Source organism: Pedobacter nototheniae (assembly GCF_032678625.1).
GTDB lineage: Bacteria > Bacteroidota > Bacteroidia > Sphingobacteriales > Sphingobacteriaceae > Pedobacter > Pedobacter nototheniae_A.
In genome coordinates, this window is sequence record NZ_JAVTSO010000010.1 from 1 (window position 1) to 13,924 (window position 13,924).

At 39.8% G+C, this 13,924-nt stretch carries 10 protein-coding genes; 1 reads left to right on the forward strand and 9 read right to left on the reverse strand.

Features of this window, described 5'->3' with window-relative positions:
* The 7 genes from R2Q77_RS20025 to holA form a co-directional block, all read right to left on the reverse strand.
* The coding region (locus R2Q77_RS20025) for an MBG domain-containing protein (RefSeq protein ID WP_316805483.1) at nucleotides 1–5,223 on the reverse strand (5,223 nt) is incomplete at its 3' end.
* A 213-nt stretch (nucleotides 5,224–5,436) separates the two neighbouring features.
* Nucleotides 5,437–5,985, reverse strand: coding sequence for a phage tail protein (locus tag R2Q77_RS20030; protein ID WP_316805484.1), 549 nt, complete (start codon nucleotides 5,983–5,985; stop codon nucleotides 5,437–5,439).
* A 455-nt stretch (nucleotides 5,986–6,440) separates the two neighbouring features.
* Complete coding sequence (gene cysC / locus R2Q77_RS20035) at nucleotides 6,441–6,974, reverse strand: adenylyl-sulfate kinase (protein WP_316805485.1); 534 nt, start codon at nucleotides 6,972–6,974, stop codon at nucleotides 6,441–6,443.
* Nucleotides 6,974–7,939, reverse strand: a complete 966-nt coding sequence (locus R2Q77_RS20040; RefSeq protein WP_316805486.1) for a hypothetical protein — start codon at nucleotides 7,937–7,939, stop codon at nucleotides 6,974–6,976. Before R2Q77_RS20040 ends, cysC begins: the two co-directional genes overlap by 1 nt.
* A gap of 2 nt (nucleotides 7,940–7,941) precedes the next feature.
* Entirely contained in the window at nucleotides 7,942–8,622 is a 681-nt protein-coding gene (locus R2Q77_RS20045) for an aspartyl/asparaginyl beta-hydroxylase domain-containing protein (RefSeq protein WP_316805487.1), read from the reverse strand.
* Nucleotides 8,623–8,761: 139 nt separating this feature from the next.
* Nucleotides 8,762–9,124: a VOC family protein gene (locus R2Q77_RS20050; protein ID WP_316805488.1), complete on the reverse strand. Its 363-nt coding sequence runs from the start codon at nucleotides 9,122–9,124 to the stop codon at nucleotides 8,762–8,764.
* 11 nt (nucleotides 9,125–9,135) lie between these two features.
* Nucleotides 9,136–10,158 carry a DNA polymerase III subunit delta gene (gene holA, locus R2Q77_RS20055; protein ID WP_316805489.1) on the reverse strand — a complete coding sequence of 341 codons (1,023 nt, stop codon included), beginning with the start codon at nucleotides 10,156–10,158 and terminating at the stop codon, nucleotides 9,136–9,138.
* Nucleotides 10,159–10,291: 133 nt separating this feature from the next.
* Between holA and R2Q77_RS20060 the strand changes: the two genes are divergently transcribed.
* Complete coding sequence (locus tag R2Q77_RS20060) at nucleotides 10,292–10,753, forward strand: type I restriction enzyme HsdR N-terminal domain-containing protein (RefSeq protein WP_316805490.1); 462 nt, start codon at nucleotides 10,292–10,294, stop codon at nucleotides 10,751–10,753.
* Nucleotides 10,754–10,755: 2 nt separating this feature from the next.
* Here R2Q77_RS20060 and R2Q77_RS20065 read toward each other — a convergent pair whose 3' ends face one another.
* The gene (locus R2Q77_RS20065; RefSeq protein ID WP_316805491.1) at nucleotides 10,756–12,120 is read right to left on the reverse strand and encodes a DUF1080 domain-containing protein; all 1,365 of its coding nucleotides are present in this window, start codon (nucleotides 12,118–12,120) and stop codon (nucleotides 10,756–10,758) included.
* Nucleotides 12,121–12,214: 94 nt separating this feature from the next.
* A complete protein-coding gene (locus tag R2Q77_RS20070; protein WP_316805492.1) occupies nucleotides 12,215–13,570 on the reverse strand; it encodes a Gfo/Idh/MocA family oxidoreductase in 1,356 nt (451 codons plus the stop codon).
* Nucleotides 13,571–13,924 lie beyond the last annotated feature (354 nt).

Genomic DNA, 13,924 nt, shown 5'->3' on the forward strand with positions numbered 1-13,924 from the left:
GCTCTTCGCATCGGCCGTTACCGTTATTACTTTGGGGGCAATAACTAAACTTCCTGTCGCATCCGGCGCAGTATAATTGGTATTGTTTAAACTGGCCACCACAGCATAGGTACCTGCTGCCGTTGGAACCGTTGTAGAACCGTCATAAGTAATGCTCAGCCCACTTAAACCGGCTGGCGTTGTTGTTGCCGTAGCAGCTTTAGCCGTGCCATCATAAATTTGCGCCAAATTGCTTAATGCGATACTTGCGGCTGCCTGATCAACAGTTAAAACCTCGATCACATCCGGAGCAGGATTATAACCTGATCCACCGGCCTGTGATGCTGTAATATTTGCCGTTCCAGCTCCATTGATGGTTAAAACATTACCACTAATGGTAGCTACTGCTGCATTATCTGAGGCAAAACTAACGTTTAAACCAGAAGTTGATGTTGCAGTAAGGGTAACCGGACCGTTTCCAAATACCTGTGTTGGAATGGAATTAAAAGTAATGGTTTGATCACTGGTAATAGAAGTGATGCTAAACCCAGATGTTGAACTTTGACTGCAACCACTATCGGTAGCTTTAATATCAAAATTAAATGTACCCGATGCGGTTGGTGTTCCACTGATTAAACCTCCTGTACTTAAGGTTAAACCAGCAGGCAAAGCACCCGAAGTAATGGTGTATGTATAAGTACCCACTCCACCGGTAGCGCTAACGCTCGAATTATAAATATTTGCTACTTGCGCCTGTGGTAATGTTACAGATGCTAAAACAATTGGGTTTGGCTGGGTAATGATAAAACTTTGCGTAGTCTGACAAAGGTTAACATCTTTAATGGTAACTGTATAGGTTCCGGCTGTAAGGCCAGAAGCGGTTGCAGCTGTACCACCCGACGGTGCCCATGCGTAAGTATAAGCACCAGTACCTCCAGAAACAGCTACAGTAGCCGAACCGTTTGATCCGCCATTACATAACACATTGGTTTGAGATGGGGTAACCACTAAAACCGGTGGCTGCGTAATGACCACATTTTTAATGATGGTACAAAAATTTGCATCGGTAATGGTTACTGTATAATTTCCGGCAGTAAGGCCTGTAGCCAATGCTGCTGTTCCACCTGATGGCGACCATGAATAAGTATAACTACCAGCACCACCAGATACGGCTACCGCCGCCATGCCAGTTGAACTTCCATTACAAACTGCATTAATTTGAGAAGTAGTTGCAACAAGTACCGAAGGCTGTGTGATGGTAAAGTTTTTATTAAAGGCACAACCATTCGCGTCGGTAATAAGCACAGAATATGCGCCTGCTACAAGGCCTGTAGCGGTTGCAGCTGTTCCACCAGATGGCGACCAAGAATAAGTATAACCACCAGTACCACCAGAAGGCGTTACAGTAGCTGTACCATTTGAACCTCCATTGCAGCTCACATTAGTTTGTGAAGCAGCTGCTGCTATTGCTGAAGGTTGTGTAATGGTGAAAGAGCGCGTAGCTGTGCATGAGTTTGCATCTGTTATGGTTACCGTATAAACTCCAGGAATTAATCCTGTAGCGGTTGCCCCAGTTCCACCTGTTGGTGCCCATGAGTACGTATAAGCACCAACACCACCAGAAGGTGTTACGCTGGCTGTACCATTTGCCCCGCCATTACAACTTACATTGGTTTGCGAAGTTGTTGCGGTTATCGCTGTAGGTTGAGTAATGGTGAAAGAGCGTGTAGCTGTACATGAATTTGCATCTGTAATGGTTACCGTATAAATTCCGGCAGCAAGCCCTGAAGCCGTTGCTCCGGTGCCACCTGACGGTGTCCATGAATAAGTATAGCCGCCTGCACCACCTGAAACACTTACAGTAGCAACACCATTTGTGCCTCCGTTACAACTTACGTTGGTTTGTGAACTTGTTGCGGTTATTACCGAAGGTTGTGTAATGGTGAAGGTACGCGTAGTCATACAAGAATTTGCATCTGTAATGGTTACTGTATAAGTTCCAGGCGTTAATCCTGTAGCTGTTGCCGCAGTACCACCAGAAGGTGACCATGAATAAGTATAACCACCTGCACCACCTGAAGGCGTTACAGTAGCTGTACCATTTGAACCACCATTGCAACTTACATTAGTTTGCGAAATTGTTGAAGTTATTGTCGTAGGCTGTGTTATGGTTACAGAACGCGTAGCCGTACAGAAATTCGCATCTGTAATGGTTACCGTATAAATCCCAGAAGTTAGTCCTGTAGCTGTTGCCGAAGTTCCACCTGATGGTGACCATGAATAAGTATAGCCGCCTGCACCACCTGAAACACTTACAGAAGCAACACCATTTGCCCCACCATTGCAACTTACATTGCTTTGAGAAGTTGTTGCGGTTATTACCGTAGGCTGTGCTATAGTGATAGAACGGGAAGTTGTACACGTATTTGCATCCATAATGGTTACGGTATAAACTCCGGCAGCAAGGCCGGTCGCTATTGATCCCGTACCACCCGATGGCGCCCATGAATAAGTATAACCACCTGCACCACCAGAAACACTTACAGAAGCAACACCATTTGAACCTCCGTTACAACTCACGTTAGTTTGTGAAGTGGTAGCGGTTATGGCCGAAGGTTGTGTGATAGTGAAAGAACGAGTAGCCGTACATAAGTTTGCATCTGTAATGGTTACCGTATAGTTTCCGACAGCCAAGCCTGAGGCTGTAGCATTTGTACCACCGGAAGGTGACCATGAATAAGTATAACCACCTGCACCACCTGAAGGTGTTACACTCGCTGTACCATTTGAACCTCCGTTACAACTCACATTAGTTTGTGAACTTGTTGCAGTTATAGCCGTAGGCTGTGTAACGGTGAAAGTACGGGTAGCCGTACAAGAATTTGCATCCGTAATGGTTACGGTGTAAGCCCCGGCAACAAGGCCCGAAGCCGTTGCAGCAGTACCACCCGATGGAAACCATGAATAAGTATAGCCGCCAGCACCACCTAAAACACTTACAGAAGCAACACCATTTGAACCTCCATTACAACTCACGTTGGTTTGTGAACTTGTTGCGGTTATAGCTGTAGGCTGTGTAACGGTGAAAGAACGGGTAGCCGTACAAGAATTTGCATCCGTAATGGTTACGGTATAAATCCCAGGAGTTAGTCCTGTAGCTGTTGCAGCAGTACCACCCGATGGTGACCACGAATAAGTATAGCCGCCGGCACCACCTGAAACACTTACTGTAGCTGTACCATTTGAACCTCCATTACAACTCACGTTGGTTTGTGAACTTGTTGCGGCTATAGGTGATGGTTGAGTAATGGTGAAATTCCTGCTGACTATACAAAAGTTTGCATCAATAATGGTTACGGTATAGGCTCCGGCAACAAGGCCCGAGGCCGTTGCAGCAGTACCACCCGATGGAGACCATGAATAGGTATAACTACCAGCACCGCCTGAAACACTTACTGTAGCTGTACCATTTGAACCTCCGTTACAACTCACGTTGGTTTGTGAACTTGTTGCGGTTATAAGCGATGGTTGAGTAATGGTGAAAGAACGGGTAGCGGTACAAGAATTTGCATCTGTAATGGTTACCGTATAAATTCCCGGAACTAAACCTGAAGCCGTGGCTCCAGTACCACCAGAAGGTGACCATGAATAAGTATAATTACCTGCACCGCCAGAAACAATTACAGAAGCAACACCATTTGAACCTCCGTTACAACTCACGTTTATTTGCGAAGTTGTTGCGGTTATAAGTGATGGTTGAGTAATGGTGAAAGAACGGGTAGTCGTGCAAGAGTTTGCATCGGTAATGGTTACGGTATAAGCCCCGGCAGTTAAACCTGAAGCCGTTGCAGCAGTACCACCCGATGGAGCCCATGAATAAGTGTAACCTGGTGTACCTCCTGAAACATTTACAGAAGCAACACCATTTGAACCTCCATTGCAACTTACATTGCTTTGCGAGGTTGTTGCAGTTATTGCTGCTGCAGGCTGTGCTATAGTAACAGTCTGCGTTTTTGTACAGCCAATATTATCCGTAATGGTTACCGTATATGTTCCGGCTGCAAGACCTGTAGCCGTTGCTCCTGTACCACCTGCCGGAGACCATGAATAAGAATAAAGAGGAATACCTCCAGAAACACTTACCGTTGCCGAACCATTTGTTCCATTAAAACAGGATACATTGGTTTGGAAAGATACAGACGAAACCATGTTGGATATCGTTAAGGTTGCGTTGTTAGAAGTTACAGAGCCTTCTGTATTGGTTGCTATTGCTCTATATCTATAACTGGTTAATGAGCCTGGTGCTCCGGTAACTGTTAATACACTTGTTGTAGCCCCCGAATAAGGTGCTCCGTTTGATATATCAGAAAAATTAGTGCCTCCATCCGTACTAACCTGCCATTGATAACTACTTGCGCCAGTAGCTGAAACACCAAAAGTTGTGCTACCATTTACACAAATTGTTCTGTTAGGCGGGTTTCCGGTAATTACCGGCGGCGAAGCAATAGCATAAGTACAACCACTTGGCGTTGAAAAATATATTCCGCTTGTACCTGGATTTTCGAGCCTCCAGTTTACCGGATCAAATAATTTTGTTTTTAAATTAGCAAGAGATGATGCCGTAGAATTGACACAATTGAAAATTGCATTATCAAACTCTGATCCTATTACGGCCCATAAAGCAGAAACACCACTTGTAAGGCCTGGAGGAATAGCAGAGCGGCTACTTGCAAACGGCCAGCCTGTTGCCGACAATACATCCCAATTCACGCTGGTTGATGCACTATTACCGCCACTTTGTATTTCACTATTCATTTGAATACCTGAAATAAATGTCGGGCTCACCGAAGTACCTTGGTAAGCCAATACCTGATCGCCAGCTTGACTTAGAATAAACGGCGCAGATATGGCACTAACACTACCTGCTGAGAGATTTTCTAATGCACCACCTGCTGCATCAATATTTATCCTAACCTCCGTAAACTGCGCCAGGGCCGTAGTCGAGGTCCAGGTAAGTGTTCCTTCAGCCGTACCTAAACTGGAAGTTAAAGAGTTCCAGCCATTATCGGTAAAGTTAATGGTTGTTGTAGCAGATATCCCTCCTGTTCTTAAAATAACAAAAGAAAATTCATTTCCTAAAACACCACCGCTCAGGTTTGAAACATAACCTGTAAAAGCAATATCTCCGGCTACAAGTGCAGTTTGTGCCCTGAGACTTATTCCCCCCAATATGAGGAGGAGCATGATTAGTAGTTTTTTATACATCTTAATTGCTGTAAAATTTTACCATAAAAAATATTGTATCTGATTTATTGAAAGTCTTTGAACACACACCACTGTATTTGTTCATTAAAATATATTTGGTATTGTATGCTGATTAATATTTTAATAAAGCGAAATGCCTTAATTAAACTATTGTAATTGCCACATCAGATTTTTTAGATGTGGCAATTTGTATTAATTTCTTGTTGGAAATAATCCTTCGAAGCAGATGATGTAACTTAACCCTAAATAAGGTTGCAGATTATTTACCGGTGTACCGGCTCCTGTAGTTGCTGTAGTTAGATTTACGGCCAAATTTCCACCAAACACATTTGGAGAAGGTTGATTATTGTAAAGATTACCGGTTGATACAGGGCCTAAATAAGTTGATTCCGGGCTATCTGTATTTGCTGAATCGGCATTAACCGCCTGTTTTACCGTACCTGTTACTAGATGATTATGAGCAGGCAGATTATTAACAATTAAAGATACTGAAGGAGTACCGCCAATTTCGCCTAAATTAACAAGAGGTAAACCAACCCCCTGTCCCGTTCCAATTGGTACCCTGCCCCGTAAATCAGGCAAACCAAATGTACTTAGCCCATTGCCACCGTAAGTTGTGCCTATAATAGCAAATAGGGCTTGATATTGCGAAAGGGAAACAATTTGCCCATTACAAAGCAACCACCCACGTGGAGCAAAGTTTCCTCCAAAAATTTTAATAATTCCTACGTACTCATCCATAATTTAAATTGTTTGTAATTGTTGTTTATGATGTTTATTTAATTGAATGCTGTTAAGTTATCCGGCATATAATACAAGCATAAGGGCTGCTTAAACTTGCCTTAATTAGCCCGCTTGCTATTCTTTTAACCCACAAATAAATAGAAACTACATAATCAGCTGGGGTAGCTGATTTCAAACAATTTTTAGAGATAGAAAACATTGCATATCGCAAGCTTCCTTGATCACTCAAGAGGTTGATTATCATGGGATGAAAGCATTAAAAATAGGTTTAGTTAATGATCTTTAACTTTCTTAAAGGATGAAATAAGAAATCGTTTTTAATTATTAACTAAGTAAAACTAATGTATAATTGTAACTAAAAAAAGTCACTATTGACATTTGTCATGCACTTTTGAGAAATAGGTTGATTACAAGTACAGAAAAGCTAAAAACAGCTTTTATAAAGGTTGGATTTAATTTTTATTTATGCGTATTAATACGTAACCTATCAGTATATCAACGCTTTCAGAAATAAATGACTGAGTTGTATCTAAGGTTAAATCTGCATTTAAAGGTCTTTCAAAAATATCATTTACACCGGTTAGGCTATAAATTTTCTGCTCATTACCGTTTGGCAAATCGGCTCTTTTGTATAACCCTTTTGTATCTCTTATTCGCAATACAGACAATTCGCAATGTACAAATATAAGCGCTGCATTATATCTTTGCTTTAGTTGCGTTCGCGCTTCTTCATAAGGATTAATCGCTGCAATAATAATCACATCAAATTGCGGGCTTAACTCATTTGCCAGATTGCCCAATCGACAGATATTTTCAATTCTATCTGCTTTGCTAAAACCTAAATCCTTACATAAAGTTTGCCTGTACACATCTCCATCAATAATTTTTACCCGGTAGCCCAAATTAGAGAGTTCCAGTAATACCTGCATGGCTAATGTACTTTTACCAGCACCCGATAAACCTGTAAACTGTAGAATAACAGCCATTACTTTGGAGAAATGTTTGCGATAGAAATAATCGACAGTAAATTATGATAGGCATTTATGGATTCAACAAATGCATCAGGTGCAACATTCGATTTCTCTTCTGCAAAAACCTGATTAGGATATTTACTGTGGTATTTTAGCCGGGCCAACACCGAAGCGTCCTGTTCATTTTTCAACCCGATAACATCGAAAAAATTTTCAGCCATTCTTTCCATTCCCCAGCTGTAATCGAAAAAATAATCGAGGGCATGCCCTGCTTTCGCAATGTCCAATAAGGAGAAATAATATTGCTTTAATACCTCTGAAGTATAAAAATTGAAATCCTGATTGTGCAATTCGTTCAATTCAATTTTCAATAGTTTTGCCGAAACCATTCCCGGGACACTATGAATCCCCCTCCTTTTGGCATGCGAAGCAATAATTGCCTGAGGCGCTCTGGATAAAAAGTAAAATGGGGTATTTGGAAACCATTTCCGTAGTTTATCGTAAAAATGAATATGCCAACTATCCAGTTTTATAAAAAAATGTTTCTCATCCCCCGTCCGCTTTTGTCCCAACAGGTTTAAAGTAGCTTTAAGCCATTCTTCTATCTGTTCATCACTCAATCTTTCATCACGTAACTGCCCGGTTAAAATCTCATCAATTACGGGCGCTTCAGCAATTACAATGTTTTCTTTACGGGTACTTAAAAGCTGTGATAATAAGGTTGATCCACATCTGGAAACATGAAAAATAAATGAAACAGGTGTTATTCCCTCTATAAGTTTTGAGGATTCGGTTAAAAATTCTGTTGAACTCTGTGGCCAATACTTCGACCGATTCAGCATTTTAAACCGGCAAATACTGATGGTCTCATCAAAGAAAGGCTCTGTTATTTTGTGGTCACTTAAATCGAGCCAATTTATATCCCATACCCCTGAATCGTAATTCAGTTTATAAGGAATCCAGTTCTTTAAAAAATCCATTGTTATGAATTTTTAATTTCGATAATTAACTTTTTGGCGGCATCGCTATTCATCCTTTCCAGTTCCTGAATGATGAGTAATTTGGTTGCATCATCAAACTTCTGCTCATTCTCCTCCTTTATATTGTAGCCATTTGCAGAAAAAAGCTGGTCCGTCCATTCATTTCTCAAGCAATCAATAACCAAATGAACACGAACTGTATTGCCATTATTCCGGATGCTGTGGGTTTCGTTAAAATCAATGTACCAGCAAGCTCCCGGAAGTAGTTTTAAGCTATTTTCTCCAACATTAAAAATAACCAAATCGTTGGTTATGATTGGCACATGAAGCCTGAATGTTCCATATTTATAACCACAACCCATATCGCGATGGGGCTTAATCTCGCTGCCAGGATGAAGTGCAAGCAACCGAACAGCTTCCTTTTCGCACTGCCACGAATCCAAAATAGACTTTATATAAGGTAAGCCCTGCAACAAGGGTGTATCTTTATAACCTGAAGTGTTATAATTTGCATATATATCGGTTTCTATACCCGATGCAGACCGAAGCGCTATACTTTGCCAGGAGCCATTATAGTCTTTTTGATTAAAATGATCCTGCCAGTTTTTTTCCAGACAGGTTTCAAACTCCTGAACAAGGGTTGCTACCTGGTAGCTTTCGTTAAAGTGAATAAATTTGAGCACGTTATTTGGGGATGTTTCGTAAACTTAAAAAGAATTCAAATCATTTCAGAATATTTTAAGAAAAATAACGGCTTGATGCAATATCAAACATCTGGGCATATTTGTTTATCGGGCCGAATTTCCAGACGAAAAAATGAACTTAAAGCACTTTAAATTCCGGATTTTCAATTAATCCGATTACATTACCAAACGGATCAAAAATGCTTCCTACCCAGATATTCCCCCCAACGTTTTCTGGTTTCTGGTGTATTTCTACCTCAAGTTCCTCAAAGCTGGCAAAAGTTTTTTCAATATTGTCAACACCCCAATAAGTAATAGAATGGTTTCCATTGCTATAGCCAGAATCATCCGGATTTAACCCCAATTCAAAACCGCCTATATTATAGCCAACATAATAGCGCTCATCAAAATACGGTTCTATTTCAAAAACCTTTTTATACCATTCTTTAGCCGCTTCCAAATCACCAACGTAGTACACTATAGTTCTAAGTCCTTTTAACATATTGCTTAAAATTAATGAATCATTTTAAAAATAAGTTCTTTCAAAAGTTCTCCGTCACTTACATTACCGGTGCTATCCAAACCCTTGCTTTTCAAATCGTATTCCCGTAACAAACCAATAATCTGGAAAACTTTTCCAATATTATAATTTCTTGCCGCTACTTCATAATCTTTAACAAAAAATGGAGGAATACCCAGTGCCGAGGCCGCTTCTGCCTTGTTTTGCAAATAATGATACCTTAATATTTTAGTAAAATAACCGGCAAGGTTGGCCAAAACCATTACCGTTGGGTTGGCTTTTGGGTTATTGGCAAAATAGGTAATGATGCGGTTACACTTTAATACATCACGGATGGCTAAAGCCTTTTGCAATTCAAAAACATTGTATTCTTTACTGATACCAATATTTTTTTGAACCAGATCGGTATTAATGGTTACTTCTTTAGAGATATTGAGCATCAATTTCTCAATTTCATTCGCTATTTTAGAAAGATCTGTCCCCAAATATTCAGCCATCAGGGCCGATGCCTGCTGATCTATCTTATACCCTTTATCTTTAATAAAATCCTCAATCCACGGTACAAGTTTATAATCACGAACAGGATCAGACTGAAAGATTAAACCACTTTTGCTGATGGCTTTATATATTTTTTTCCGTTTATCGAAATTAGCGTATTTAAAGGCTAAAACCAATATGGTACTGGGTAAGGGTTTTTCAAAATAGTTTAAAACAAATTCTGCTTCTTTACTATTACCCTCTTCTTTAGCCCATTTTAAATCCTGTGCTTCTTTTACAATAACCACCTGAAATTCGGACATCATTGGGTAACGCTTCGCAGCACCTAAAACTGTAGCCATATCGGTATCTTTGCCGTATAAAACGGTTTGATTAAAACCTTTTTCAGCATCATTTAACAGTTTATCTTCTATATAATCCGTTACTTCATCAATATAGTAAGATTCTTCACCATGCAATAAATACACCGGTTTAAACTTTCGGGCTTTAAGATCTTTGATAATTTCGGCAGCAGTCATTGCCTGTAAAATTACAATTTAGGTTTCAGGATTAAAGATTTTTAAGAAATTGTTTATACACAAATTGGTAACTTTGGCCGATAATGGTTAATGACATGCGAATCGATCGCTGAACCATTAAATTAATGAAACCATGACTTTCGATCCAACACCGCTAAACCTTCCGCCATACCCCTTTAAAATTACCCAAAAGGATGATACCATCTTTATTTTTGATGAATTAAGGAAAAAGCATTTAGTGTTAACTCCCGAAGAATGGGTTCGTCAGCATTTTATTCAAAACCTGATCCGGCAAGGTAAATTCCCTAAAACTTTAATTCAGATTGAAGGCGGTTTAATTTTAAATCAATTGCAAAAACGCAGCGATATATTGGTGTACAATACCGCTGGCGAAAAGTTAATGCTGATTGAATGCAAAGCGCCAAAGGTTAAAATTAATCAATCGGTTTTTGATCAGGCGGCAAGGTATAATTCCATTCATCAGGCAAAATGGATTGCCTTAACCAATGGATTACAGCATGTTTACGCAAAAATAGATCGTGAAAAAGGCAGCTTTGATTTTGTACAGGAACTGCCCGAATATTCGTTGCTCTGATTTTATAATGTCTTAATCTTAATTGTCCTGAAATCGACTTTGTTTCCATGGTCCTGAAGTAAAATATGTCCTTGAGCTGCTTCGCCAAAGTTTTTCCAGTCTTTATATTTACTTAGGGCAACCAGTTTTTTAAATGCATCAGATCCCCTTACATATTCCAAAACTTTAACCCCATTCAAATAATGTTCAACCCTGTTATCTGGATAAACAATTAGCCTCGCATTATTCCAGCTTCCAACAGGACGGAGATACCTTGCTTCTTTTTTAGCGGTCATCAGATCATATAAAGATGCTAATGTTCTATTGCCATCACGCCCTAATTTTGCATCCGGGTGAAGTTCATCATCCAACACCTGATATTCAAGGCCAATTGCCGAACCTGAATTATTTTCACTTAGCGTTACAAAATATTTTACCCCGCTATTTGCACCAGGTGTAAGTTTAAATTCAAAAGATAAATCAAAAGCCGAATACTGATCTTTAGTTACAATATCTCCTCCGTTAGTAGATTCAGCACCGGTTGATGGCTCTACACTGATTATACCATCAGCTATTCTCCATCCCTTTGCTGGAAATGTTGTTTTATATGCCCCAATCCATCCACTATCGGTTTTTCCATCAAATAACAATTTATACCCGTTAGATTTTTCATAATCAGATAAAACATTTGGGGTTAAATTAACCACATACACACCTTTAGTAAACGCTTTGGACTTGATGTTTTCTGTTTGAATATTGATATTTTTAAAATAAACTTTTTTACCCTCGTTTTGCAGGCTGGAGCCAATTCCATGAACCTGAAGGCCAATAAAACCCGTTTTATCTAAAGTATCAATCACATAAGCTACAGGTATTCCGTTAACCCACGTTTTAGTTTCGTTTCCAATACATTCAATCCTGTAATGATTAAAGTCTTCTTTTTTATATAATGATTTTGCCGTCGGATTCAGCTCCAAAGGGTATAACCACAACCTTCTGGCCTCATCATAAATGCCCCCCGTCCATGCCCGGGCTGTTGGATCAATCTCTATTTGCCGGCCATACACTAAACCCTTTCCATTATTTCCCTCCGGTTTAATATGGCTTCGGGTTTGAATACCCGAATTAGTCGTTTCCCCTTCCAGTTTAACATCCAGTTCGAGAACAAAATCCCCAAACTCTTTTTCCGTAATTAGAAATGAATTTGGAGTTCCTTTAGTCATAGTGCCAACAATCATTCCATCTTCAACTTTATAGGGCGCCGCACCAGCAACGGCCTTCCATCCGGTTAAGGTTTTACCATCAAATAATGGTTTTGATTTTTGCGCAACGGCTGAGAAACTGATGAATGAAAGGGCTAAAATGCTGTATTTTTTGATGTTTATCATGGGATTGATTTGTATGTTTACCATCATTGCGGGATGCGAATCAATTTAATCCATAATAAGGATTCTTTGTATCTCGAAATGTCGAATTCATTAATTAATATTTAAATACTTTTCCGTTTGCCATTACTTCTTGCTTGCCTTCATCGAAAATAGCTTTAGCTCCGGTACGCACTGCGGCATTGGTCATAATATTTGCTATAGAATGCGAATAACCGGCCTCTACCGGCGCATTTGGTGTTTGGCGGCTTCTGATGCACTCCATCCAGTTTCGCATGTGCGCTGAAGTTAAAGGATCGCCACCCATATTTGCACCTGTTGCCGCTTTAATTTCAGTTTTGGATAAATCAAAATTGGCTAATAAATTGGCTTTCATGCTCATTGCGGCGGCTTCATTTTCTTTTAACCCGCCTTTTGGCGAAACCTTGTTGGTTATTAAATTTAATTCGCCACCATTAGAATAATAAACTTCCCCAACGTCGCCTGTGCTATTTTGCATACGCGAGGTAAAAGTTACCTGAAAACCATCTGCACCATTTTGGGGCCCGTAGTCAAATACGGCAACCATTGTATCCCAATTCCTACGACCATCTTTCCAGGTATAAATTCCTCCGTTAGCCACCACACTTCTTGGATGACTTAATTTAGTAAACCAATGAACCGTATCAATTTGGTGCGACATCCATTGTCCGGGCATACCGGAAGAATATGGCCAGAATAAGCGGTATTCTAAATATTTCCGAGGATCATAGGTGTCTTTTGGTCTGTTCAGTAAAAAACGCTTCCAGTCTATATCTTCTTCTTTTAATTTGGTTACTAAATCAGGTCGGCGCCACCTTCCCGGCTGGTTTACATTCCAAACCAAATCTACAGCTGTAATCGGCCCAAATTTCCCTTCCTGAATATATTTTGCAGCGTTGAAATAATTTTCTCCGCTTCTGCGCTGGGAGCCAATCTGCACAATTTGTTTACTTGCTTTTACAGCGCTTAGTGCTGCTTTTGCATCGTCCATTGTTTCGGCAAACGGTTTTTCTATATAAGCATCACAATTTGCATTAACCGCTTCTATGGTATGCAAAGCATGTTGAAAATCGGCCGTACTAATAATTACAGCATCCAGATCTTTCATTGCATAGAGCTCATCATTGTTTCGGCAAGCTTGGATATCGTGTCCAAATTTTTCTTTAAGGTGTGCAACACCTAACGCTCTCCTGTAATTCCACAGATCTGAAAGTCCAACCATATCAAAATTCAGTTCTTTGCTGTGGTTGAGAAAGCAAGGTAAAAGTGTGTCTTTAAATCGGTCTGAAAACCCGACAATACCAACTCTTACCCTATCATTAGCGCCAATGATACGGCCGTAACTTTTGGCACTTAAACCCATTGTACCTGCATAGGCTGCAGCAGTAAATATGGCCGATTGCTTTATAAATGTTCTTCTGGAATTCTCCATTTAGTAGGATGAAGTTATATAGGTTAGCACTCAAATGATGTAAACACTTAAATTTCAGCATTTAACACTCCACAAAATAAGATTTTTAAGAGAAGAAATAAACGAACTCAAGTAACATTTTAGAAACTTGAACGATATCAATTATAATTTTTTAAGGCCAAAGAGTACATAAAACCATCAATACGGGGATAATTCCTTGTCTTTTTGATGCAGAGATTTTGTTTGCTTTGTAATATAGGGCTGGGCAATACTTTTTTCCTGAACGTTTATTACAGGAAAAGTGCAAAATGAACAGCAACTGAAGTAAATTTATTCGTGTAGACTGCGTATTCAAATAAAAAAGCCTGTTAAAAA

Coding starts and splice junctions, on each gene's coding strand:
- R2Q77_RS20050 (WP_316805488.1), bottom strand. CDS start 9,124: ATGTTAAAAGGACTTAGAACTATAGTGTACTACGTTGGTGATTTGGAA.
- R2Q77_RS20060 (WP_316805490.1), top strand. CDS start 10,292: ATGACTTTCGATCCAACACCGCTAAACCTTCCGCCATACCCCTTTAAA.
- R2Q77_RS20040 (WP_316805486.1), bottom strand. CDS start 7,939: ATGGATTTTTTAAAGAACTGGATTCCTTATAAACTGAATTACGATTCA.
- R2Q77_RS20065 (WP_316805491.1), bottom strand. CDS start 12,120: ATGATAAACATCAAAAAATACAGCATTTTAGCCCTTTCATTCATCAGT.
- holA (WP_316805489.1), bottom strand. CDS start 10,158: ATGACTGCTGCCGAAATTATCAAAGATCTTAAAGCCCGAAAGTTTAAA.
- R2Q77_RS20070 (WP_316805492.1), bottom strand. CDS start 13,570: ATGGAGAATTCCAGAAGAACATTTATAAAGCAATCGGCCATATTTACT.
- cysC (WP_316805485.1), bottom strand. CDS start 6,974: ATGGCTGTTATTCTACAGTTTACAGGTTTATCGGGTGCTGGTAAAAGT.
- R2Q77_RS20030 (WP_316805484.1), bottom strand. CDS start 5,985: ATGGATGAGTACGTAGGAATTATTAAAATTTTTGGAGGAAACTTTGCT.